This is a genomic window from Rickettsia endosymbiont of Rhinocyllus conicus, assembly GCF_964026465.1.
Taxonomy (GTDB): Bacteria; Pseudomonadota; Alphaproteobacteria; order Rickettsiales; family Rickettsiaceae; genus Rickettsia.
The window spans coordinates 1,488,050-1,510,944 of record NZ_OZ032155.1; the positions used below are offsets into that span (position 1 = coordinate 1,488,050).

A 22,895-nucleotide genomic window follows, 5' to 3' on the forward strand; every position below is an offset into this window, starting at 1 on the left:
TGTCATTGCTAAAGTAAAGGGGACCACTAAATTGCACGAAAAAGGGACCAGAGAATTTGGTGTAACCTAATAAGGTTATAATGTGCAATATTCACTAGATAATTAATTAAAATAAATATCTAGTGATACAATGATAAGAATAAATATGTACACAACAATTATCACCCTTTATAAGCAAGGCAACAGTCAAAGAAATATTGCCAAACTAACAAGGATAGACCGTAAAACAGTAAGAAAAATAATAAATCGTTACGTAGAGTCTGGTACAGAATATCCTGCACCCTATGAACGATCTTCAGCACTGGATTCTTGGCACGAACAAATAATTGAGTTATTAGAAAAGAATCTAAGTTACATAAGAATTTTTGAAGAGTTAAAAATTCAAGGTTATACAAAAAGTTATGGTTCGCTAACCCGTTATATCAAAAAATATAAGATTCAGAATAACAGTTGCATTCGTTTTCATACTTTAGCAGGAGAGGAAGCACAAGTAGATTTTGGTGACATAGGCTTACAGTATAATGCCCAAGGGCGTAGAGTTAAAGCATATGTGTTTAATATGCGTTTAAGCTATAGTCGCCTTGATTATTATGAAGTAGTGTTTGATCAAAGTTGTAAAACATGGATACAATGTCATATCAATGCATTTAATTATTTTGCTGGTAGTCCAAAAGTAATAAAACTTGATAATCTTAAAGCTGGGGTGGTAGATAGCAATTTCTATGAGCCTGTATATCAGAAGGAATACAAACGTTTAGCTGATCATTATGGGATTTTACTTTCTCCTTGTCGTATATATCAACCTCAAGAAAAAGGCAAAGTAGAATCAGGCATAAAGTATGTCAAAAATAATTTTTTTGCTGGACGTAAATTTCATAGATATGAAGAATTAATACACGATCTTGCAAACTGGTTAAATAAAGCAAATAACCGAATACATGGTACTACTAAAAAAATTCCTCAGGAACTATTTGAGCAAGAAGAAAGTAATAATTTAATGCCCTTACCATTAGAAACGTTTGATTTATCATCGTGGCATAATCGAAAAGTAGCAAAAGATTGTCATATCACCATAGATAATAATTATTATTCCGTACCAGCAAAATATATATACAGTGAAGTATTGGTACAATTATCACCAAACCTTGTTCAAATATTTTCTATACAAAATGATTTAATAGCAAGGCACGTTAGAGTAGATGGCAAAGGAATATTTACCACTAATCCGTCTCATTATGCCAAATATAAACGTCTATGCCCAGGTTTTATAGAATATAGCGAACATTATCAACAACAAATGCAGCAGATAGGCAATAATTGCAGTTTATTATTAGAGTTATTACAACAAACACGAGTAAATGATTGGCAACGTTGTGCCAGAGGTATTATTTCTTTACGTAAGGTTTACAATGATGAGTTAATAGATAAAGCCTGTCATAGAGCATTACATTACGGTATAAGTTCTTACTCTAAAATTAAGAATATCTTAAATAGTAATGCAGTAAACTTACCATTGCCAGAGTTTGGAGGTCAGAATGCAGAACTTGCTTAATGACCTACGTAGTTTTAGATTATCAGGTATAGTCAATAGCTTAAATGAAAGGATTATTTATGCTCAAAATAATAAACTAGGATTTAAAGAATTTCTCTCACTATTATGTGAAGATGAAAAATCTCACCGTAAGGATAATAATTACCGTCGTCGTAAAAATGCTGCTAAATTACCGGTAACTAAAAATTTAGAAGACTTTGATTTTCAGTTCCAACCAAGTATTGATACCAAAGTAATAAGTGATTTATCTACTTGTGATTATATTAATACTAAGGGCAATGTCATATTCATAGGTAATTCTGGAACTGGCAAAACTCATCTTGCTATTGGATTAGCATTAAAAGCTTTAACACGAGAATACTCTGTATATTTTACTACGGTATCGGATATGCTTTATAATTTACATATTGCAAGAGCAGATAATAGCTATCACAAAAAAGTTAAATTACTCTTATCATTTGACTTATTAATTCTTGATGAGTTAGGTTTTAAGCAATTACCAAAACATTCAGTAGATGATTTTTTTAATATTATTGCTAAACGATATGAAAATAAATCTACCATTATCACCACAAACAAGGATTTTGAAAGATGGAATGAAATATTTGCTGATGAGTTATTAACTCATGCAATTATTGATCGAGTAGTACATCATGCACATATACTAAACATCACAGGTAAAAGTTATCGTATTAATAACTATAAATCTGGAGGTAATATGACATAAAAAATTTTAAATAAAGTGGTCCCTTTTTTACGTAATTTAGTGGTCCCTTTTTATTTGACAATGACAATAAGCAAGGCAACAGTCAAAGAAATATTGCCAAACTAACAAGGATAGACCGTAAAACAGTAAGAAAAATAATAAATCGTTACGTAGAGTCTGGTACAGAATATCCTGCACCCTATGAACGATCTTCAGCACTGGATTCTTGGCACGAACAAATAATTGAGTTATTAGAAAAGAATCTAAGTTACATAAGAATTTTTGAAGAGTTAAAAATTCAAGGTTATACAAAAAGTTATGGTTCGCTAACCCGTTATATCAAAAAATATAAGATTCAGAATAACAGTTGCATTCGTTTTCATACTTTAGCAGGAGAGGAAGCACAAGTAGATTTTGGTGACATAGGCTTACAGTATAATGCCCAAGGGCGTAGAGTTAAAGCATATGTGTTTAATATGCGTTTAAGCTATAGTCGCCTTGATTATTATGAAGTAGTGTTTGATCAAAGTTGTAAAACATGGATACAATGTCATATCAATGCATTTAATTATTTTGCTGGTAGTCCAAAAGTAATAAAACTTGATAATCTTAAAGCTGGGGTGGTAGATAGCAATTTCTATGAGCCTGTATATCAGAAGGAATACAAACGTTTAGCTGATCATTATGGGATTTTACTTTCTCCTTGTCGTATATATCAACCTCAAGAAAAAGGCAAAGTAGAATCAGGCATAAAGTATGTCAAAAATAATTTTTTTGCTGGACGTAAATTTCATAGATATGAAGAATTAATACACGATCTTGCAAACTGGTTAAATAAAGCAAATAACCGAATACATGGTACTACTAAAAAAATTCCTCAGGAACTATTTGAGCAAGAAGAAAGTAATAATTTAATGCCCTTACCATTAGAAACGTTTGATTTATCATCGTGGCATAATCGAAAAGTAGCAAAAGATTGTCATATCACCATAGATAATAATTATTATTCCGTACCAGCAAAATATATATACAGTGAAGTATTGGTACAATTATCACCAAACCTTGTTCAAATATTTTCTATACAAAATGATTTAATAGCAAGGCACGTTAGAGTAGATGGCAAAGGAATATTTACCACTAATCCGTCTCATTATGCCAAATATAAACGTCTATGCCCAGGTTTTATAGAATATAGCGAACATTATCAACAACAAATGCAGCAGATAGGCAATAATTGCAGTTTATTATTAGAGTTATTACAACAAACACGAGTAAATGATTGGCAACGTTGTGCCAGAGGTATTATTTCTTTACGTAAGGTTTACAATGATGAGTTAATAGATAAAGCCTGTCATAGAGCATTACATTACGGTATAAGTTCTTACTCTAAAATTAAGAATATCTTAAATAGTAATGCAGTAAACTTACCATTGCCAGAGTTTGGAGGTCAGAATGCAGAACTTGCTTAATGACCTACGTAGTTTTAGATTATCAGGTATAGTCAATAGCTTAAATGAAAGGATTATTTATGCTCAAAATAATAAACTAGGATTTAAAGAATTTCTCTCACTATTATGTGAAGATGAAAAATCTCACCGTAAGTATAATAATTACCGTCGTCGTAAAAATGCTGCTAAATTACCGGTAACTAAAAATTTAGAAGACTTTGATTTTCAGTTCCAACCAAGTATTGATACCAAAGTAATAAGTGATTTATCTACTTGTGATTATATTAATACTAAGGGCAATGTCATATTCATAGGTAATTCTGGAACTGGCAAAACTCATCTTGCTATTGGATTAGCATTAAAAGCTTTAACACGAGAATACTCTGTATATTTTACTACGGTATCGGATATGCTTTATAATTTACATATTGCAAGAGCAGATAATAGCTATCACAAAAAAGTTAAATTACTCTTATCATTTGACTTATTAATTCTTGATGAGTTAGGTTTTAAGCAATTACCAAAACATTCAGTAGATGATTTTTTTAATATTATTGCTAAACGATATGAAAATAAATCTACCATTATCACCACAAACAAGGATTTTGAAAGATGGAATGAAATATTTGCTGATGAGTTATTAACTCATGCAATTATTGATCGAGTAGTACATCATGCACATATACTAAACATCACAGGTAAAAGTTATCGTATTAATAACTATAAATCTGGAGGTAATATGACATAAAAAATTTTAAATAAAGTGGTCCCTTTTTTACGTAATTTAGTGGTCCCTTTTTATTTGACAATGACACTGGTGAGCTTACAGGTGATGTAACTGGTAATACAACTGTAACTACAGGACAAATGACTGGTAATACTGGCGGTACTTTATCTTTAGGTGCAGGACATGTTGCCGGTAATGTTGGTAGTAGTGTCACGTTTACAGCTGCAGGAGGAGCTCTTGATACTACTACTGTTGGTGGACCAATCGATTTTGCGGGTAATAATAGTACAGTTACTGTTGCTGATAATGGTAGCTTAACAAGCGTTACAAGTAGTACAACAACTACTGCAGGTAATGTAGGATTTACAGCTAATGCCACTGTTACAGGTGCTATAAATAATATCTCGACAATAGTTATAGAGGGGGCAACAAATCAAAAAGTAACTTTTGGCGATGATATATCAGTAACCTCTCTTAGCTTTACTAACGGGGGAACAGCTGATTTAAAAGGATCGCTTACTGGTAGTCTTAATTTCGGTACTAATGGTGGTATTTTACAGTTCTCAGGAACAGATCCAGACGGCTATTCATTTAATAGTGCAGTTACAAATGGTCAGACTGGAACATTAAATGTTTATACTAATTTAACATCTACTGACGCATCTATTGGAGAGATAAAAACAATTAACATAGGTCAGCTAGGCACACCGAATGCTCTTAATATAGTAGTTAACCAACCAGCATTAAGTTTACTTGCTGTAGGTGGATCTATTAGTTTCAACGGGGTTCAACATTAAACATACTACCAGGACAAGCACAAGCTATAACTTTTGGAGGTAATTTAGATGGCACTACAGGAACAGGTGGCGGTATTTTAGACTATAATGGACTGAAAAATCAAGATAAAATTTCGAGCAATTTGCTTGGTAATTATGTTTAAAATTAAGCTGCCATTTGTGTATGATGTTGTATACTATCGAGATAGACATTCATGGGTTTTTTATACCCAATACTTGAATGAAATCTCTAATAATTATATTTACTGATATAATCATTGATGCCCTTCTTAAGCTCTCCTATATTCTCTCCTATATTCTGATATTCATTAATAAATATACAATTATATTTCAGTGTCCTAAAGAAACGCTCAATAACAATATTATCAATACTTCTGCCCTTACCATTCATTGATATCTGAATATTATGATTTTTGAGAATACGTATATGATCATTGCTGGTATATTGACTACCCTGATCACTGTTAAAGATCTGTGGAGCTTGATACTTACTTAATGCTTCCTTCAATACATCAGTAACTAATAGACCATCCATACTATTCGACAGTTTATAGCTTAATATGGCTTTGCTATGCCAATCTATAATAGCTGCTAGATACATAAAGCCGCCTTTAGTTCGAATATATGTAATATCCCCGCTCCAAACCTCATTGACAGTAGGCACCACTACTTTCTTAGGCTTATCTGTTTTGATCCAGTATTTATCAAGTAGATAGCTATATATTTTATGCTCACTATCTTTGATAGTAGTCAGTTTCTTTTTATGAGGGTATATCGCTTCAATGCCAATTAATCTCATATATTTTAGTACTCGGTCTCGACCTATCTTAAATCCATCTTCTAATAATTGCTGATATATATAACGATATCCAAATTCGGGATTATCTGTATATATTAACCCACCAATTAAATACCTGACATAATAGTTGCAAATACTAAAATATAATGTTAGAATGAAATAATGCTAAAAAAAGAAGATTTTAGGACATTATCAACGAGTGCACAAGCAGCTTTAAGAAAAGTTGCATTAAGAGCAATTGATAAAGGAGAAAAACAATCAGATGTATCAAATCTTATAGGAGTAACACGTCAGACTATTAGTAACTGGGTTAACAAAAGAAGAAGAGGTGATAAATATGCAATAACTGGCAAGTCTAGAGGAAGAAAGACAGGAGAGAAAAGAATAATAAATGAAATGCTGGGTAAAAAAATACAAGATTATATAAATCACTCTATGAGGTGGCCCAATTTGTCTAGACTAAAAATTAAGATTTATGAGATATAAATTGTATTATAATTTTACTCAATAATTTTTGTAGAATACACCTGTTCTGGAGTGAGATATTCTAATGACTGGTGCATTCTTTTTCTATTATAAAAATTTATGTAATCAGTTATAGCATTTTTTGCCTCCTTGACAGTATTTAAAACCATCAAATATATTTTTTCTTGTTTTAATGAACGCCAAAATCTTTCTATAAATACATTATCTAGGGCTCTGCCTTTACCATCCATACTGATTTTGATTTCACGTTTAATTAGTTTATCTGTAAAATCTTTTGATGTAAATTGAGAACCTTGATCTGTATTAAAGATTTCAGGCTGACCATATTTTATTATTGCTTCTTCAAGTGCATCAATACAAAAGTCACTTTCTAAACTAATAGACACCTTCCAGCTCACAATATAACGACTAAACCAATCAATAATTGCTACCAAATATACAAATCCTTGTGCCATTCTAATATAAGTGATATCTGTACTCCATACCTGATTTACTTTAATAATTTCAACTCCTTTTAAAAGATATGGATATATTTTATGAGCTTGATTGCGCTTACTTAAGTTCATTTTAGGATAGATAGCTTCAATAGCCATTATTCTATAATAACGACTTACTGCCTTGCGACCAATTGTGATGCCCAATGGTACAAGGTGCTCAGACATTCTTCTTGCTCCAAAGTAAGGATGCTGTGTGTATATTTCATCAATCACTTGCATTATTTTTAAGTCTTTTTGGGTTAAGCCTTGTGGCTTGTAATAATAGCTAGATTTGTTAATAAACAGTAGAGTACATTGCCTAGCGATACTTAGATTACTACACTCTTTATCTACCATATTTTTTCTAATTGCCAAGTCCAAACAATGTAGATTTTTTTTTCAACCAGTCACGTTCAACAGTTAACTGGCCTATTTGTTCATACAATTGTTTTATTAAATCCTGATGATCTGGATCCTTAGATTGTGGCTTAATTTGAAAACTACTAATTAAATTTTCTATACCTCTTTTCTTCCATGCTTGTATTTGTGTCGGATGAACTCCATATTTGCTACTAATTTGAGCTATTGTCATTTCAGCTTTTATTGTTTCTAAAACTATCTTTGTTTTTTCTGCTGCACTATATTGTTTTGCTTTTTTGGACATATAATTTCTCTTTTGTATCTGAAAATTATATCTCATTCTAGCATTTTAGTAGTCCAGTTTTTGGGTACCATTATACTAGACCAGAAGATCACAATATCAAATCTGCACTATGGTCAAGAAAAGCTATTAATGCCCTGATTAAAAAATGCTGTGGTTTCTTTTTGCCATTAAGTACGATTGGAGAATATTTAAGAAGATGGGGATATACTGCACAAAAACCAAAGAAATTAGCTTATGAGCAACAGCCAAAACAAGTTCAAGTATGGCTAGATGAAGAATATCCCGCAATAGTAAAACAAGCACAAATGGAACAAGCTGAAATACACTGGTGTGATGAAGTGGGTATAAAATCAGAATGTCAGGTGTTACAGAGCTATTCTTTAAAAGGCAAAACACCCGTAGTTATTCATAAATCAAAACGATTTACTATAAATATGATATCAACTGTTACGAACAATGGTAAACTAAGGTTCATGTTATATGAAGATACACTAAAAACAGATATATTTATAGAATTTCTAAGAAGATTAGTGAAATCTGCAAGAAGGAAGATCTTTTTAATATTAGACAATTTAAAAGTACATCATAGTAAAAAAGTATACAGCTGGACAAATAAGCATAAAGATAAAATTTCTTTGTTTTTTTTGCCTCCTTATACTCCACAACATAATCCAGATGAATACTTAAATAATGACTTAAAAAGAAATGTAAATAGAAAACATATACCTCTTACAAAAGATGAGTTAAAATACAATCTTAAATCTTATTTACGTTGCTTACAGAACAATCCTAAACATATACAAAAATTGTTCCAAGCCGATGATGTTAAATATGCCTCTTAAGTCAGGTATTTAATTGGTGGGTTAATAGCTCATCTATTCTATTTAATATATTTAATTTATAGCTACTAACCTCTTGTACTTTATAATATGTTGAAGAACGGTTAACCCCTAATAATTCACATTGTCTTGTCTTTGGTAATTGTTCTAGCTTGGACTGCACAAGACTCTTTCTATTTAATAAATCCAAGCTTCTTAGCTTTCCCACTGCCCAATCCCTCTCAATTGTAGTCCTACCCAAAGCCTTCGCTAGTTCATCATTCTGCTCCTTAAGTCTATTAATTTGCTCTTGATATTCACTAACTACCTTGGCCGGCTCAAATGCTATCGCTGCATTTGATAAAAATTGCTTCTTCCAATGAGATATGCTATTGCTGCTAACCTCATATTTAGATGATAACTGTGATATTGTTACATCCTCTTTTAATAATTCTAGCACTATCTTTGTCTTCTCTTCAGTACTGAAATTCCGAACCTGTTTTCTTGTCATTTTTACCTCTTAAGTTATTTTCTTCATGCTAACTTATTACCAAGATATCCCGACTCTTTTTTTGTCCATTTTTTTCAGTCCATTATACTGATAGTCATTTAAAAATTATAAAACAACATGGTATTAAACAGAGTATGAGTCGTAAAGGCAATTGTTGGGATAATGCTGTTGCTGAAAGTTTCTTTCATACTATAAAAACAGAATTAGTGTATCAACATAAATTTAAAACTAGGGAGGAAGCAAAACATGCCATATTCGAATATATAGAGGTATTTTATAATCGTATAAGAATGCATTCTGCTAACGATTATTTATCACCAGTAAAATATGAAAAAATACAAAAATGTGCTTAAACAACTGTCCGGAAAAGTGTTGACAGATCAGTAGGAACTGGAGGAAATACTGGTAATAGCCCAAGCAATTACAATCCATCCGTTGGAACAGGGGGCAATACAGGTAATAGCCCAAGCAATTATAACCCATCAGTAGGAACTGGAGGAAGTACCGGCAACAGTCCAAGTAACTATAACCCATCAGTTGGGACTGGAGGAAGTGCGGGTAATAGCCCAAGCAACTACAATCCATCAGTAGGAAGTGGAGGAAATACAGGTAACAGCCCAAGTAATTACAACCCATCAGTAGGAACTGGAGGAAATACCGGCAACAGTCCAAGTAACTATAACCCATCAGTAGGGACAGGTGGAAATACAGGTAACAGCCCAAGTAATTACAATCCATCAGTAGGAACTGGAGGAAATACAGGTAACAGCCCAAGTAACTATAACCCATCAGTAGGGACAGGTGGCAATACAGGTAACAGCTCAAGCAACTATAACCCTGCATCTGGTGGTAATATAGGTGCTACAGGTAATAATGCGTATGGTGGTAACACAGGCAATAGCTCAGGCAACTACAACTATAACTCATCAGCTGGTTCAAATGGTGGAGTAAGTAGCACTGGCAGCAGTCCGAACGGCTACAAATCATCTACTGGTTCAAGCTATTAACCCACCAATTAAATACCTGACTTAAGAGGCATATTTAACATCATCGGCTTGGAACAATTTTTGTATATGTTTAGGATTGTTCTGTAAGCAACGTAAATAAGATTTAAGATTGTATTTTAACTCATCTTTTGTAAGAGGTATATGTTTTCTATTTACATTTCTTTTTAAGTCATTATTTAAGTATTCATCTGGATTATGTTGTGGAGTATAAGGAGGCAAAAAAAACAAAGAAATTTTATCTTTATGCTTATTTGTCCAGCTGTATACTTTTTTACTATGATGTACTTTTAAATTGTCTAATATTAAAAAGATCTTCCTTCTTGCAGATTTCACTAATCTTCTTAGAAATTCTATAAATATATCTGTTTTTAGTGTATCTTCATATAACATGAACCTTAGTTTACCATTGTTCGTAACAGTTGATATCATATTTATAGTAAATCGTTTTGATTTATGAATAACTACGGGTGTTTTGCCTTTTAAAGAATAGCTCTGTAACACCTGACATTCTGATTTTATACCCACTTCATCACACCAGTGTATTTCAGCTTGTTCCATTTGTGCTTGTTTTACTATTGCGGGATATTCTTCATCTAGCCATACTTGAACTTGTTTTGGCTGTTGCTCATAAGCTAATTTCTTTGGTTTTTGTGCAGTATATCCCCATCTTCTTAAATATTCTCCAATCGTACTTAATGGCAAAAAGAAACCACAGCATTTTTTAATCAGGGCATTAATAGCTTTTCTTGACCATAGTGCAGATTTGATATTGTGATCTTCTGGTCTAGAGTGATTTATATAATCTTGTATTTTTTTACCCAGCATTTCATTTATTATTCTTTTCTCTCCTGTCTTTCTTCCTCTAGACTTGCCAGTTATTGCATATTTATCACCTCTTCTTCTTTTGTTAACCCAGTTACTAATAGTCTGACGTGTTACTCCTATAAGATTTGATACATCTGATTGTTTTTCTCCTTTATCAATTGCTCTTAATGCAACTTTTCTTAAAGCTGCTTGTGCACTCGTTGATAATGTCCTAAAATCTTCTTTTTTTAGCATTATTTCATTCTAACATTATATTTTAGTATTTGCAACTATTATGTCAGGTATTTAATTGGTGGGTTAATAGCAAAACTAAACAATATAGAAATCACTAGTGACATAATTAGTGAAGAGATAGAAGATAAAGATTGGGTAGCACTTTATCAAAACCAGTTAGCACCAATTCAAACAAATCGTTTCTTTATTTGCACAACATTACATCAAGATAAATGTCCCAAAGATAAAACACTTATATTAATTGAAGCTTCTAGAGCTTTTGGTACTGGTAATCATGAGACTACATTAGGATGTATAGAGGCTTTAGAATATCTTAAAGATATTAAAGCAAATAAAATTTTAGATATAGGTACTGGCAGTGGGATTCTTTCATTTATAGCTGAAAAATTATGGAATGAGGCAGAGATTTTAGCCTGTGATATTGATGATGCATCGGTAGAAATTGCAAAAGAAAATGCTAGCTTTAACAATTCTAATATAAAATTCTATCAAAATACCTCTGAAAATATTTTATTGGGTAACTATTATAATAGTAAGTTTGACTTAGTCATAAGTAATATTTTACCTTTAATTGAGTTATCTACCCAGATTAGCAATCTTATGAATAAAAATGGTTATTTAGTATTGTCAGGTTTTCTTGATAATCAATTGGAAGATGTTAGAGATGCTTATGAAAAAATAGGATTTGAGGTTAAAGAAATAATTTATAAAAATTCTTGGGTAATATTGATTGCAGCCTATTATAAATAATCATCATATTTGACTTTTCTAACATATTTTAGTATAATACTTATCTTTGAAACAAATAGAAAAATTTAATTTATGAGTACTACGAAAAGCGATAATTATATCTCGGAACTAAGAAAAGTAATTTGGCCTATTGAGAGGTATGAGAACAAAAAGTTTTTGCCAATGGCATTTATGATGTTTTGTATTTTACTAAATTACTCAACACTTCGTTCAATTAAAGACGGTTTTGTAGTAACTGATATAGGAGCTGAAGCAATAAGCTTCTTAAAAACTTATATAGTACTTCCTTCTGCGGTAATTGCTATGATAGTTTACGTTAAGCTATGTGATATTTTAAAGCAAGAAAACGTATTTTATGTAATTACTTCTTTTTTCCTAGCATATTTTGCATTATTTGCATTTGTTCTTTATCCTAACCCTGATTTAGTTCACCCTAATCCTGAAACTATAGAATCCTTAAGTTTAGCATATCCTAATTTTAAATGGTTTATAAGAATAGTTGGGAAATGGAGTTTTGCATCTTTCTATACTATGGCTGAGCTTTGGGGAACATTAATGCTAAGCTTACTATTTTGGCAATTTGCTAACCAAATTACTAAAACCGATGAAGCTAAGCGTTTTTATTCAATGTTTGGATTACTTGCTAATTTAGCATTACCTGTAACATCGCTAATTATTGGGTATTTTTTACATGAAAAAACTCAAATAGTAGCAGAGCATTTAAAGTTTACTCCATTATTTGTTATTATGATAATAAGTAGTTTGGCTGTAATACTTACATATAGATGGATGAATAAAAATGTTTTAACTGATCCTAAACTTTATGATCCAGCACTTGTAAAAGGGAAAAAGGCTAAAGCTAAGATGTCGTTAATAGAAAGCTTTAAAATGATATTTACTTCTAAATATGTAGGTTATATCGCATTATTACTTATTGCTTATGGTATTTCTGTAAATCTAGTTGAAGGTGTTTGGAAATCAAAGTTAAAAGAATTACACCCGACAAAAGAAGCTTATACTATGTATATGGGGCAGTTTCAAGCTTATCAAGGTTGGGTTGCTATAGCTTTTATGATTATAGGAAGTAATATTTTGAGGAAAGTATCTTGGTTAACTGCTGCGATGATTACGCCTTTAATGATGCTAATTACCGGTATTGCGTTTTTTGCGTTTATCTTTTTTGATAGTGTAATTGCTATGTATCTAACAGGTATTTTAGCATCAGGTCCTTTAGCACTTGCGGTTATGATCGGTACAATTCAAAATGTTTTAAGTAAAGGTGTAAAATATTCTCTATTTGATGCTACTAAAAATATGGCTTATATTCCACTTGATAAAGATTTACGAGTAAAAGGTCAAGCTGCTGTTGAAGTTATCGGTGGAAGATTTGGTAAATCAGGTGGTGCTATTATTCAATCTACATTTTTTATTATATTCCCGGCATTGGGGTTTGTTGAAGCAACCCCATATTTTGCTTCTATATTTTTTGTGATAGTAATATTATGGATATATGCCGTTAAGGGATTAAATAAAGAATATCAAGTTTTAGTAAATAATACTGAAAAATAGTATCAATATAAGAAAATAGGTTTTTAAGAGCTTATTTTCTTTGTAATTATAGGATTTATGATATGAGAAATACAAAATCTGAAATTAAAATTCCAAGAACACCATATGTCAAAAAATATAACAGTTGGCGAATAAGGATTTTGTATTCTATCATTATAGGTTATGCAACTTTTTATTTTTGTCGTCAAAATTTTAATATAGCAACGCCAGCTATTAGAGAATATTTTGATGTTACAAAAACTCAAATCGGTTGGATATTAACTGCTTCTTCCATAATGTATGGAGTTAGTAAATTTTGTAATGGATTTATCAGTGATAAGACTAATGCTCGGATATTTATGGTTCTGGGGCTTTTGTTCGTTGGTATTATCACTATTCTAATAGGCTTTTCAGATTCTTTATTCCTTATTGGTATTTTGTGGATAGCAAGTAATTGGTTTCAGTCAATGGGCTGGCCTCCTGCTACAAAAATGTTAACTCACTGGTTTGCTTCTAAAGAGCTAGGAACTAAATGGGCAATGGGAGCAACTTCTAACCAAATAGGTGGTGCTCTTGCTATGGTAAGCTGTGGTTACCTGATTGATAAGTTCGGTTGGAGATCTGCTTTTTTTGTACCTGGCGTGGTTGCTTGTGTAGTATCAATTTTTTTATATAATAGACTTCGCAATTCTCCCAAAGAAGTAGGTTTGTCTACAGTTGAAGAATATAAAAATTACCCTCCTGAATTAATAAGCGATTATGATAAACTGCCAACTGCCGAATTACTTAAAATAGTATTTTGCAATAAATTAATATGGTATGTTTGTTTAGCAAACATGTTTGTATATATAATACGTTTAGGGGTAATTTATTGGGCTCCTACATTTTTAAAAGATTTACGAGGTATAAGTCTCTTAAATGCTGGTTTACAAATAGGTTTATATGAAATGATAAGTATTCCAGGGGCGTTAATAGCAGGCTTTTTATCTGATAAATTATTTCAAGGAAGACGTGGTCCTGTAAGTACAATATGTATACTAGCACTTAGTTTATTGCTAATCTTATTTTGGAAGCTTCCTATCCAAAGCGAGTTGCTAAGTATAGTAATTCTTTCTCTTGTTGGTTTTTTTGTCTCAGGTCCACAACTACTTGTAGGTATTGCCGTGGCTGATTTTAGTACTCGTCAAGCTGTTGGCACAGCTAATGGATTATCAGGGTTGTTTGGTTATTTAGGAGCAGCAATTGCAGGAGTCGGTGTTGGATGGATAAGTGATAATTATGGATGGGATGGGGTGTTTATATTTTTTAGTATTTCTGCTCTTTTAGGAAGTAGCTTATTCGCTTTAACATGGAATTGTTCAGCAAAGAAATAAATTTAATAATTATATAAATAGGTTAAAAATGACAATACAATATACTTTTTCAATGATTAAGCCTGATGCTATAAAAAGGAATAAAATAGGGCAAGTTAATACCTACTTAGAAAATGCGGGCTTAAAAATAGTAGCTCAAAAAATGACAACTTTAACTAAATATGAAGCAGAATGTTTTTATGATGAACATAGAGCAAGGCCATTTTTTGATAGTTTAGTTGAATATATTACTTCAGGTCCCGTAGTGCTTCAAGTTCTTAAAGGTATGGACGCTATAACTTTAAACCGTAAAGTTATGGGAGCAACTAATCCAGCAGAAGCTGAAGCTGGAACTATTAGAAAGGATATAGGTGAATCAATTGAAGCTAATAGTATTCACGGTTCTGATAGTGAAAATAGTGCAAAAAGAGAAATTAAGTTTTTCTTTAAAAAATCTGAAATTATAGAATAATTAATGCAAAAATATGACGTAATAGTGATAGGAGGTGGGCATGCTGGTGTTGAAGCTGCTGCTGCCTCTGCACGTCTTGGAGTTTCTACTCTATTAATTACGCCAAAACCCGAAAATTTGGGAGAAATGTCCTGTAATCCTGCAATTGGTGGAATTGCAAAAGGTACATTAGTTAAGGAAATTGATGCACTTGATGGATTAATGGGATATGTTATAGACCAAGCTGGTATACATTATAAAATGCTTAATGAAACTAGAGGACCAGCAGTTTGGGGGCCTAGGGCACAAGCCGATAGAAAGCTTTATAAAAAAGCAATGTATCAAATACTAACAAACTACCCAAATTTAGAAATACTATATGCAAAAGTAGAAGATATTGAAATTAAATCTTCAGAAATAAAAGCAGTCATCTTAAATAATGGTAGTAAAATACCGTGTCAAAAAATTATATTAACTACAGGTACATTTTTATCAGGGCTAATTCATATTGGATCAAAAAAAATCCCTGCTGGTAGAGTAGATGAAGAACCATCTTATGGATTATCAAATACCTTAAGAAGAATAGGTTTTAAACTCTCTCGATTAAAAACAGGAACCCCTCCAAGAATTGATGGGCGTACTATTGATTACAGTAAAGTAGAATCACAACCTGGAGATGAAGTGCCTAGACCTTTCTCAGAATTGACTGATAATGTAAATGTACCCCAAATAAATTGCTTTGTAACAAAAACTACTCCAGAAACACATAATATTATCCGAGCAAATCTTGATAAATCCGCAATGTATTCTGGTCAAATAGAGGGAATAGGTCCACGTTATTGTCCTTCCATAGAAGATAAAATAGTTAGATTTAGTACAAAATCAGAGCATCGTATTTTTTTAGAGCCTGAAGGATTAGATGACCATACAATTTATCCAAACGGAATTTCTACTTCTTTACCTGAAGAAGTACAACATCAATTAATAAAAACTATCCCAGGCTTAGAGAATGCAATAATTTTACGTCCAGGTTATGCTATAGAGTATGATTACATTGATCCACGTGAAATAAGTAGTACACTGGAAACAAAAAAAATAACAGGTTTGTATTTTGCAGGTCAAATTAATGGTACTACAGGATATGAAGAAGCTGCAGGACAAGGTATAGTAGCAGGTATTAATGCCGCTTTAGCAGTAAAAAATCAACAACCTTTTGTACTAACAAGAGCAAATAGTTATATTGGAGTAATGATAGATGATTTAACGTCGTTTGGAACGTTAGAGCCATATCGGATGTTTACTTCACGTTCAGAATATAGATTATCTATAAGAGCAGATAATGCTGATTTACGTTTGACAGAGATGGGAATAAGTATTGGTGTTATATCTGAAAAGCGTAAAGAAATATTTACAATAAAATGTAAAAATATAGAAAGTACAAAATCATTATTAAATACTTTATCTTTAACTACTAGTAAACTCGCTAAAATGGGGATACAAGTTGCACAGGATGGTACACATAAAACAGTGTTAGATTTATTTAAAATACCTAATTTTGATGTTGAACAAGCTATTAAAATTTTTCCTGTACTTAAAGATATAGATAATAATATTTTACAACTACTTTATATTGAAGCTAAATATGCTTCGTATTTAGCCAGGCAACATGCTGACATTAATTTATTCCAAAGCGAGGAAGCTTATCCAATTCCTAAAAATATTGACTATTTTACAATACCAAGTATATCATTAGAAATACAGGAAAAGCTTTCTTATCATAACCCTATTACTATTGCTGCGGCACGACAAATTTCCGGTGTTACTCCTGCTGCAATTACTGCTATTATAATTTATTTAAAAACTAAATATAATGATAGAAGTTCCACATGAAGTAATTGAAAAATTACAAATTTTTCAAGAATTAGTACAAAAGTGGAATAAAGCTATTAACCTTATATCAGAAAATAGTACGCAAAATTTTTGGAAACGTCATATATTAGATTCCTTGCAATTAATGCAGTATATTAACGATAAAGAAATACATTTAGTTGATATAGGAAGTGGAGCAGGTTTTCCAGGTATAATATTGTCTATCGCTGGAGTAGCAAAGACAAGTTTAATAGAAGCTGATTTACGTAAGTGCATCTTTTTAGAGAAAGCAGCAAAAATATCAAATAATAATATACAAATAATTAATCAAAGAATTGAAAAAACAGAAATAAGTTGTAATATATTAACCTGTAGAGCTTTTTCTAATTTAAATACAATATTTGATTGCACAAAAAATATCTCTGTGCAAAATAAATTTTTGCTTCCAAAAGGAAAAAGCTATTTATCTGAAATAAAAGAAGCTAGAAAAAAATGGTTATTTAAGTGTTTAATAAACCAAAGTATAACTTCAAAAGAAAGTAAAATTTTAGAAATTAGCGGCTTAACAAAAATAATATGACTGTAAAAGTAATTTCCGTAGTTAATCAAAAAGGAGGGGTAGCTAAAACTACTACCACTGTAAATTTAGCTACTGCTCTTGCAGCTATGGATAAAAAAGTTTTAGTAATAGATCTTGACCCTCAAGGTAATAGTAGTACTGGTTTTGGCGTTAGTCAACAACAACGAAAAAATACTATATATCAAGCATTAACAAATATAATCAAATTAAAAGATACAATAATCTCTACTAATATTCCAAATTTAGAAATAATAACCTCAAATACTAATTTATCTGCTGCTGAACTAGATTTAGTAAAATTAGAAGAACGAGAATATATTTTAATGAAGTTATTAGAAGAAATAAAAGTATTATATGATTATATAATTATTGACTGCCCACCTTCGTTAAATTTATTAACAATAAATGCTTTAGTTGCAGGCGATGAGGTATTAATTCCAATGCAATGTGATTTTTATTCTTTGGAAGGGTTAAGTCATTTGCTAAAGGCAGTTGAAATTGTAGAAAAAAGATTAAACCCTAAGATAAAGATTGCAGGTATATTATTTACAATGTATGATAGGCGTAATCGTTTAACTGAGCAAGTAGAAGAAGATGTAAGAAGTTGTTTAGGAGAATTAGTGTTTAAAACTGTAATTCCTAGAAACATTAAATTATCTGAAGCTCCTTCATATGGAAAACCTGCTATTATATATGATTATAAATGTGCAGGAGCAGTGGCGTATATGGAACTTACAAAAGAAATTTTGGGAAGATATAATGAAAAATAAAGGGTTAGGTAGAGGCTTGTCTTCATTATTAGGTGAAGAGGTTATATCTACAGAAAAAGAAAGTTTAGAAATAGTACAAATTATAAATATTGATAGAATAAAACCAAATGAAAATCAGCCTAGAAAACATTTTGAATATGATAAAATAAAAGAATTATCAGATTCTATATTAAATAATGGTTTACTTCAGCCTATTATTATTGATAATAGTTTTCAAATTATAGCAGGTGAAAGACGCTGGCGTGCATGTAAATTAGCAAAGATTTCTGAGATACCGGTAATTATAAAAAATTTAGATGCTAAAGAGAGTATGGAAATAGCATTAATTGAGAATATACAAAGATCGGATTTAACAGTCATGGAAGAAGCTCGTGGCTTTAAATATTTAGTAGAAAATTTTAATTATACAGCAGAAAAATTAGCAGAAAGACTTGGTAAAAGCCGTAGTCATATAGCTAATTTACTAAGACTCAATAATTTACCACAATCTATTCAAAATAAATTAGATGAAAATATACTTAGTATGGGACATGCTAGATGCTTAATAAATCATGAGCATGCAGAAGTAATAGCAAATTATGTTATAGACAATGATTTGAATGTGCGTCAAACAGAAGAGTTAGTAAGGCAATGGTCTCAAAATGAATATACGAAGTATCCTGATAATAATAGAATAGGAAAACAGCTTTTTAAAGAAAAAACAGAAGATAATGATTTACAAGCATTAGTAAAAATTTTGTCAGAAAAATTTAATATAAAAGTGACAATAGAAAATTATTCTTTAGGAGGAAAGTTAATATTCCATTATAAGGATTTAAAAGAATTAGATAAAATTTTGTTAGAGTTAAGTTAATACAAGGAAATAAATAATTTATGTCATCTCAATATATTTATGAAATAAATGGTTTAAGTAAAACTATAAACGGTAAGAAAATTTTAAAAGAAACAAATTTATCTTTTTTACCAAGTGCTAAAATTGGAATAATAGGACCAAATGGAGTAGGTAAATCTACTTTATTAAAAATTATGGCAGGTATAGATAAGGAATTTGATGGTAAAGCAATGGCAGCACTAAATATAAAAGTAGGCTATTTACCTCAAGAACCATATCTTAATCCAAATAAAAATGTATTTGATAATATTATGGAAGGCCTGCATGAGAAAAAAAAGCTTATCGATGAATTTAATGAAATAAGTAATAAGCTGGCTACTGAAATCACTGATGAAGAAATGAATCAACTTTTTGATAAGCAGGCAGAATTACAAGAAAAAATAGATAATTGTGATGCGTGGGATTTAGAGCGAGAAATAGAAATTGCAATGCTAGCATTGCGTTGCCCATCAAAAGAGGCAAATATTAATGAAATTTCTGGTGGAGAAAAAAGAAGAGTTGCTTTGTGTAAACTTCTTTTAGAAAAACCTGATATGTTATTACTTGATGAGCCGACAAATCATTTAGATGCAGAATCAGTTTCTTGGCTTGAGAACTATCTTAAAAAATATAAAGGTACTGTAATAGTTATTACACATGATCGCTATTTTTTAGATAATGTTACAGAATGGATATTAGAAATAGATAGAGGTCATTGTGTACCGTGGAAGTCTAATTATAGTTCGTGGTTGGAACAAAAACAAGAAAAATTGGCTCTAGAAAGTAAAGAAGAAGATGAGCGAAAAAAACAATTAAATCGTGAATTAGAATGGATTCGTCAAGCTCCAAAGGCTAGACAATCAAAAAGCAAAGCTCGTATTACAGCATATCAAGAGTTGTTAAACAAACAGCAGGAACAAAAAAGTGATCCTACTCAAATAATTGTACCTAATGGTCCACGTCTTGGTGATTTAGTTATTGAAGCAGAACATATAGCCAAAAAATACAATGATAAAACGCTCTTATCGGATTTTAGTTTTAAAGTTCCACGTGGAGCGATTGTAGGGATAATTGGACCAAATGGTGCAGGGAAAACTACATTATTTAATATTATTACAGGTAAAGTAAAACCTGATAAAGGCTCTATTAAAATTGGTTCAACAGTAAAATTAGGATATGTTGACCAATCGCGTGATCATTTAGATGGTAATAAAACTGTTTGGGAAGAAATTGCAGAAGGATTAGATGAATTACAGCTTGGTAGCAGAATAGTTAAAAGTAGAGCGTATTGTGCAGCTTTTAACTTTAGGGGAGGTGATCAGCAAAAAAAAGTTGGGCAACTTTCTGGAGGAGAGCGTAATAGGGTGCATTTAGCGAAGTTATTAAAAGAAGGAGCAAATGTTATATTATTAGATGAACCATCTAATGACTTAGATATTGATACGTTAAGAGCTCTTGAAGATGCAATTTTAGATTTTGCAGGTTGTGTATTAGTAATTAGTCATGACAGATGGTTTTTAGATAGGATAGCTACTCACATTATTGCATATGATATAAAAGGCAATGCCACTTGGTTTGAAGGAAATTATCAGGATTATCACGAGTATATGTTAAAAATAAATGGAGAAAATACTTTAAATCCAAAATATAAGCATAAAAAATTAATTTAAATATGTCACTAACACAAACATTAATAGTGTTATTTATAGGATTGTTTGTAATAAAACCTGATGATATTCCTATGCTTATCAATCAAATAAAAAAAATTAAATCTTATTTTAGTAATGTTGCTTCATCAGAAGTGGAACAATTAAATTTCTATATACAAAAAATTATTAGCATAGAGGGGTACTATGATGGTGACTATAATTTAGTTGCAATAAAAGAAAAGTATAATAAATTAATCAAATCAGTTATAAATAATGATTTAAATAATATCAATGAATAGTACATTTTTTGTTCATTTGATCTATTACTTAAAGCTACATTGCAAATAAGATAAAATTATTATATAATTCCTTAAAACAATACTAATGGTTATTTTATATTATGTTAGACATACTTCTTTTTGTACATATTACTATCGCAATATTATTAATTATAGTTATTCTAATGCAACGTAGTGGTTCAGATGGAATTAGCAGTATAAGCGGTGGGGGAAATATGGGAGTAATAAGTGCTAAGACAGCAAATAATTTTCTTACTAAAAGCACTGTAATACTTGCGTCATTATTTTTAATAAATGCAATAATACTTGCTAATCTTTCTTCTCAGAAGAAACCAGATTTAGTATCTAAAATCAATGAAATTGAAGAAAATCAAGTAGATAATAGTCTGCCTATAGCTAAATAAATTGTAATAAAAAATTATGCAAAAAATAATAAAGTTAAAAGATTTAAAAATAGGCAATGATCTACCTTTTACTCTGATTGCAGGACCTTGTCAAATTGAGGGGCTAGATCACGCTTTGTTTATGGCAGAAGAGCTTGTTAAATTAACTACTAAACTTAATATTCCATTTATATATAAGTCTTCTTTTGATAAAGCTAATAGAACTTCTATAAACGGTGCTAGAGGTCTTGGAATTGATAAAGGATTGGAAGTTTTAGCAGAAGTAAAAAGAGCATTTAACTGCCCTATAGTTACTGATGTTCATAGTGAAAATCAATGTGCTGAGGTAGCTAAAATAGTTGACATGTTACAAATCCCAGCGTTTTTGTGCAGACAAACAGATTTACTTCAGGCTGCAGCTGCAACCGGAAAAATAGTAAATGTTAAGAAAGGGCAGTTTCTAGCTCCTTGGGATATGAAAAATGTACACAAGAAGTTAGAATCATTTGGAGCAAAAGATATATTGTTAACTGAACGTGGTACATGTTTTGGTTATAATAATTTAGTATCAGATATGCGTGGTTTTGCAATAATGGCTGAGCTAAATACTCCTGTAATTTTTGATGCTACTCACTCCGTGCAGCAACCTGGTGGGCTTGGAGGAAGCACTGGAGGAGAGCGTAAATATGTAGAATTACTTGCAAAAGCTGCAGTTGCAGTAGGTGTTGCTGGTCTTTATATGGAAGTACATCAGGATCCGGATAATGCTCCAAGTGATGGTCCATGCATGATTAGGTTAGATAATTTAGAGCGTGTCCTTACAAAGCTCAAAAAATATGATGAAATTACTAAAGAAAAACAGTAATGATAACCTACAAAGAATTTGAGAATGTTGAGTTACGTTCAGGGACAATTACCAAAGTAGAAGAGTTTCCAAGAGCCAAAAAGCCGGCATTTAAAGTTTGGGCAGATTTTGGTGCAGAAATTGGAACTTTGCAAACATCCGCACAAATAACAAAACATTATACCTCTCAAGAATTAATAGGCAAATCCATAGTCGGCTGTGTAAATTTAGGAGAAAAGAATATAGCCGGCTTCTTGTCTCAGTTTTTATTAGTAGGATTTCCTGATTCTAATAATGATATATGTTTAGTTACAATTGAGCCTAAAGTACCTAACGGTCAAAAATTGTGTTGAAACCTAAAAATATTCTTAAATTAATCGGTTTCATTATAGTATATTCTTATTTATTTTTGCTTTACAGTGGCAAAGTCCCAGGATAAATAATGAAATAGCGGAAAACATAGGAAACTGTTTATACAA

The 22,895-nt window shown here is 31.2% G+C and carries 24 protein-coding genes and 2 pseudogenes; 21 read left to right on the top strand and 5 right to left on the bottom strand.

Features of this window, described 5'->3' with window-relative positions; genetic code table 11:
* Window positions 1–145: 145 nt before the first annotated feature.
* The 5 genes from istA (AAGD54_RS08045) (at window position 146) to AAGD54_RS08065 (ending at window position 5,230) form a co-directional block, all read left to right on the top strand.
* On the top strand, window positions 146–1,552 hold the full coding sequence (gene istA / locus AAGD54_RS08045) for an IS21 family transposase (RefSeq protein WP_341794291.1): 1,407 nt from the start codon (window positions 146–148) through the stop codon (window positions 1,550–1,552).
* Window positions 1,536–2,279: an IS21-like element helper ATPase IstB gene (gene istB, locus AAGD54_RS08050; RefSeq protein ID WP_341794290.1), complete on the top strand. Its 744-nt coding sequence runs from the start codon at window positions 1,536–1,538 to the stop codon at window positions 2,277–2,279. Before istA (AAGD54_RS08045) ends, istB (AAGD54_RS08050) begins: the two co-directional genes overlap by 17 nt.
* Window positions 2,280–2,389: 110 nt before the next feature.
* Window positions 2,390–3,727: an IS21 family transposase gene (gene istA / locus AAGD54_RS08055; RefSeq protein WP_341795207.1), complete on the top strand. Its 1,338-nt coding sequence runs from the start codon at window positions 2,390–2,392 to the stop codon at window positions 3,725–3,727.
* Window positions 3,711–4,454, top strand: a complete 744-nt coding sequence (istB, locus tag AAGD54_RS08060; protein WP_341794375.1) for an IS21-like element helper ATPase IstB — start codon at window positions 3,711–3,713, stop codon at window positions 4,452–4,454. Before istA (AAGD54_RS08055) ends, istB (AAGD54_RS08060) begins: the two co-directional genes overlap by 17 nt.
* A 119-nt stretch (window positions 4,455–4,573) precedes the next feature.
* Complete coding sequence (locus AAGD54_RS08065) at window positions 4,574–5,230, top strand: hypothetical protein (protein ID WP_341794550.1); 657 nt, start codon at window positions 4,574–4,576, stop codon at window positions 5,228–5,230.
* 145 nt (window positions 5,231–5,375) lie between these two features.
* Here AAGD54_RS08065 and AAGD54_RS08070 read toward each other — a convergent pair.
* Window positions 5,376–6,125 (bottom strand): annotated as a pseudogene (locus tag AAGD54_RS08070) (IS3 family transposase); the annotation flags it as partial.
* A 66-nt stretch (window positions 6,126–6,191) separates the two neighbouring features.
* Here AAGD54_RS08070 and AAGD54_RS08075 point away from each other — a divergent pair.
* Window positions 6,192–6,515, top strand: a complete 324-nt coding sequence (locus AAGD54_RS08075; protein WP_341794551.1) for a helix-turn-helix domain-containing protein — start codon at window positions 6,192–6,194, stop codon at window positions 6,513–6,515.
* Window positions 6,516–6,529: 14 nt separating this feature from the next.
* Here AAGD54_RS08075 and AAGD54_RS08080 read toward each other — a convergent pair whose 3' ends face one another.
* Together AAGD54_RS08080 and AAGD54_RS08085 are read right to left on the bottom strand one after the other, a co-directional pair.
* On the bottom strand, window positions 6,530–7,348 hold the full coding sequence (locus tag AAGD54_RS08080; RefSeq protein WP_341794310.1) for an IS3 family transposase: 819 nt from the start codon (window positions 7,346–7,348) through the stop codon (window positions 6,530–6,532).
* A gap of 7 nt (window positions 7,349–7,355) precedes the next feature.
* Window positions 7,356–7,655, bottom strand: a complete 300-nt coding sequence (locus AAGD54_RS08085; protein ID WP_341794552.1) for a transposase — start codon at window positions 7,653–7,655, stop codon at window positions 7,356–7,358.
* A gap of 137 nt (window positions 7,656–7,792) precedes the next feature.
* Here AAGD54_RS08085 and AAGD54_RS08090 point away from each other — a divergent pair, with 137 nt between their 5' ends.
* Entirely contained in the window at window positions 7,793–8,497 is a 705-nt protein-coding gene (locus AAGD54_RS08090) for an IS630 family transposase (RefSeq protein WP_341795208.1), read from the top strand.
* 1 nt (window position 8,498) lies between these two features.
* Here AAGD54_RS08090 and AAGD54_RS08095 read toward each other — a convergent pair whose 3' ends face one another.
* Entirely contained in the window at window positions 8,499–8,984 is a 486-nt protein-coding gene (locus tag AAGD54_RS08095) for a transposase (protein WP_341794553.1), read from the bottom strand.
* Between the two features lie 119 nt (window positions 8,985–9,103).
* Between AAGD54_RS08095 and AAGD54_RS08100 the strand changes: the two are divergent.
* Window positions 9,104–9,337: pseudogene (locus AAGD54_RS08100) on the top strand (IS3 family transposase); the annotation flags it as partial.
* A 675-nt stretch (window positions 9,338–10,012) separates the two neighbouring features.
* On the opposite strand, the gene AAGD54_RS08105 reads toward AAGD54_RS08100, so the two are convergent.
* Window positions 10,013–11,050, bottom strand: a complete 1,038-nt coding sequence (locus AAGD54_RS08105; RefSeq protein ID WP_341794233.1) for an IS630 family transposase — start codon at window positions 11,048–11,050, stop codon at window positions 10,013–10,015.
* 117 nt (window positions 11,051–11,167) lie between these two features.
* Here AAGD54_RS08105 and AAGD54_RS08110 point away from each other — a divergent pair, with 117 nt between their 5' ends.
* The 13 genes from AAGD54_RS08110 (at window position 11,168) to AAGD54_RS08170 (ending at window position 22,769) form a co-directional block, all read left to right on the top strand.
* Window positions 11,168–11,800 (top strand): 50S ribosomal protein L11 methyltransferase, encoded by a 633-nt coding sequence (locus AAGD54_RS08110; protein WP_341795209.1) that lies wholly within the window; start codon window positions 11,168–11,170, stop codon window positions 11,798–11,800.
* A gap of 72 nt (window positions 11,801–11,872) precedes the next feature.
* A complete protein-coding gene (gene tlc1 / locus AAGD54_RS08115; protein WP_341788531.1) occupies window positions 11,873–13,369 on the top strand; it encodes an ATP/ADP exchange transporter Tlc1 in 1,497 nt (498 codons plus the stop codon).
* A 62-nt stretch (window positions 13,370–13,431) separates the two neighbouring features.
* Entirely contained in the window at window positions 13,432–14,721 is a 1,290-nt protein-coding gene (locus AAGD54_RS08120) for an MFS transporter (protein ID WP_341794554.1), read from the top strand.
* A gap of 28 nt (window positions 14,722–14,749) precedes the next feature.
* Window positions 14,750–15,172 (top strand): nucleoside-diphosphate kinase, encoded by a 423-nt coding sequence (gene ndk, locus AAGD54_RS08125; RefSeq protein ID WP_341788529.1) that lies wholly within the window; start codon window positions 14,750–14,752, stop codon window positions 15,170–15,172.
* Between the two features lie 3 nt (window positions 15,173–15,175).
* Window positions 15,176–17,041 carry a tRNA uridine-5-carboxymethylaminomethyl(34) synthesis enzyme MnmG gene (gene mnmG / locus AAGD54_RS08130; RefSeq protein ID WP_341794555.1) on the top strand — a complete coding sequence of 622 codons (1,866 nt, stop codon included), beginning with the start codon at window positions 15,176–15,178 and terminating at the stop codon, window positions 17,039–17,041.
* Window positions 17,022–17,600 carry a 16S rRNA (guanine(527)-N(7))-methyltransferase RsmG gene (gene rsmG / locus AAGD54_RS08135; protein ID WP_341788527.1) on the top strand — a complete coding sequence of 193 codons (579 nt, stop codon included), beginning with the start codon at window positions 17,022–17,024 and terminating at the stop codon, window positions 17,598–17,600. Before mnmG ends, rsmG begins: the two co-directional genes overlap by 20 nt.
* The gene (locus AAGD54_RS08140; protein WP_341788526.1) at window positions 17,597–18,370 is read left to right on the top strand and encodes a ParA family protein; all 774 of its coding nucleotides are present in this window, start codon (window positions 17,597–17,599) and stop codon (window positions 18,368–18,370) included. The genes rsmG and AAGD54_RS08140 overlap by 4 nt, the downstream gene beginning before the upstream one ends.
* Window positions 18,357–19,223 (top strand): ParB/RepB/Spo0J family partition protein, encoded by an 867-nt coding sequence (locus tag AAGD54_RS08145; protein ID WP_341789244.1) that lies wholly within the window; start codon window positions 18,357–18,359, stop codon window positions 19,221–19,223. The genes AAGD54_RS08140 and AAGD54_RS08145 overlap by 14 nt, the downstream gene beginning before the upstream one ends.
* Before the next feature lie 20 nt (window positions 19,224–19,243).
* Window positions 19,244–20,911, top strand: coding sequence for an energy-dependent translational throttle protein EttA (gene ettA, locus AAGD54_RS08150; RefSeq protein WP_341794556.1), 1,668 nt, complete (start codon window positions 19,244–19,246; stop codon window positions 20,909–20,911).
* A 2-nt stretch (window positions 20,912–20,913) separates the two neighbouring features.
* Complete coding sequence (locus AAGD54_RS08155) at window positions 20,914–21,189, top strand: DUF2672 domain-containing protein (RefSeq protein ID WP_341794557.1); 276 nt, start codon at window positions 20,914–20,916, stop codon at window positions 21,187–21,189.
* Between the two features lie 101 nt (window positions 21,190–21,290).
* Window positions 21,291–21,593, top strand: a complete 303-nt coding sequence (secG, locus tag AAGD54_RS08160) for a preprotein translocase subunit SecG (protein ID WP_011477996.1) — start codon at window positions 21,291–21,293, stop codon at window positions 21,591–21,593.
* A 16-nt stretch (window positions 21,594–21,609) separates the two neighbouring features.
* Entirely contained in the window at window positions 21,610–22,437 is an 828-nt protein-coding gene (kdsA, locus tag AAGD54_RS08165) for a 3-deoxy-8-phosphooctulonate synthase (protein WP_341788523.1), read from the top strand.
* The gene (locus AAGD54_RS08170) at window positions 22,437–22,769 is read left to right on the top strand and encodes a tRNA-binding protein (protein ID WP_341788522.1); all 333 of its coding nucleotides are present in this window, start codon (window positions 22,437–22,439) and stop codon (window positions 22,767–22,769) included. The genes kdsA and AAGD54_RS08170 overlap by 1 nt, the downstream gene beginning before the upstream one ends.
* Window positions 22,770–22,895: the final 126 nt, after the last annotated feature.

Bases quoted from the DNA above. Each gene is read 5' to 3' on its own strand.
- istA (WP_341794291.1), top strand. From the start codon at position 146: ATGTACACAACAATTATCACCCTTTATAAGCAAGGCAACAGTCAAAGA.
- istB (WP_341794290.1), top strand. From the start codon at position 1,536: ATGCAGAACTTGCTTAATGACCTACGTAGTTTTAGATTATCAGGTATA.
- istB (WP_341794375.1), top strand. From the start codon at position 3,711: ATGCAGAACTTGCTTAATGACCTACGTAGTTTTAGATTATCAGGTATA.
- AAGD54_RS08065 (WP_341794550.1), top strand. From the start codon at position 4,574: ATGACTGGTAATACTGGCGGTACTTTATCTTTAGGTGCAGGACATGTT.
- AAGD54_RS08075 (WP_341794551.1), top strand. From the start codon at position 6,192: ATGCTAAAAAAAGAAGATTTTAGGACATTATCAACGAGTGCACAAGCA.
- AAGD54_RS08080 (WP_341794310.1), bottom strand. From the start codon at position 7,348: ATGGTAGATAAAGAGTGTAGTAATCTAAGTATCGCTAGGCAATGTACT.
- AAGD54_RS08085 (WP_341794552.1), bottom strand. From the start codon at position 7,655: ATGTCCAAAAAAGCAAAACAATATAGTGCAGCAGAAAAAACAAAGATA.
- AAGD54_RS08095 (WP_341794553.1), bottom strand. From the start codon at position 8,984: ATGACAAGAAAACAGGTTCGGAATTTCAGTACTGAAGAGAAGACAAAG.
- AAGD54_RS08105 (WP_341794233.1), bottom strand. From the start codon at position 11,050: ATGCTAAAAAAAGAAGATTTTAGGACATTATCAACGAGTGCACAAGCA.
- tlc1 (WP_341788531.1), top strand. From the start codon at position 11,873: ATGAGTACTACGAAAAGCGATAATTATATCTCGGAACTAAGAAAAGTA.
- AAGD54_RS08120 (WP_341794554.1), top strand. From the start codon at position 13,432: ATGAGAAATACAAAATCTGAAATTAAAATTCCAAGAACACCATATGTC.
- ndk (WP_341788529.1), top strand. From the start codon at position 14,750: ATGACAATACAATATACTTTTTCAATGATTAAGCCTGATGCTATAAAA.
- mnmG (WP_341794555.1), top strand. From the start codon at position 15,176: ATGCAAAAATATGACGTAATAGTGATAGGAGGTGGGCATGCTGGTGTT.
- rsmG (WP_341788527.1), top strand. From the start codon at position 17,022: ATGATAGAAGTTCCACATGAAGTAATTGAAAAATTACAAATTTTTCAA.
- AAGD54_RS08140 (WP_341788526.1), top strand. From the start codon at position 17,597: ATGACTGTAAAAGTAATTTCCGTAGTTAATCAAAAAGGAGGGGTAGCT.
- ettA (WP_341794556.1), top strand. From the start codon at position 19,244: ATGTCATCTCAATATATTTATGAAATAAATGGTTTAAGTAAAACTATA.
- AAGD54_RS08155 (WP_341794557.1), top strand. From the start codon at position 20,914: ATGTCACTAACACAAACATTAATAGTGTTATTTATAGGATTGTTTGTA.
- secG (WP_011477996.1), top strand. From the start codon at position 21,291: ATGTTAGACATACTTCTTTTTGTACATATTACTATCGCAATATTATTA.
- kdsA (WP_341788523.1), top strand. From the start codon at position 21,610: ATGCAAAAAATAATAAAGTTAAAAGATTTAAAAATAGGCAATGATCTA.
- AAGD54_RS08170 (WP_341788522.1), top strand. From the start codon at position 22,437: ATGATAACCTACAAAGAATTTGAGAATGTTGAGTTACGTTCAGGGACA.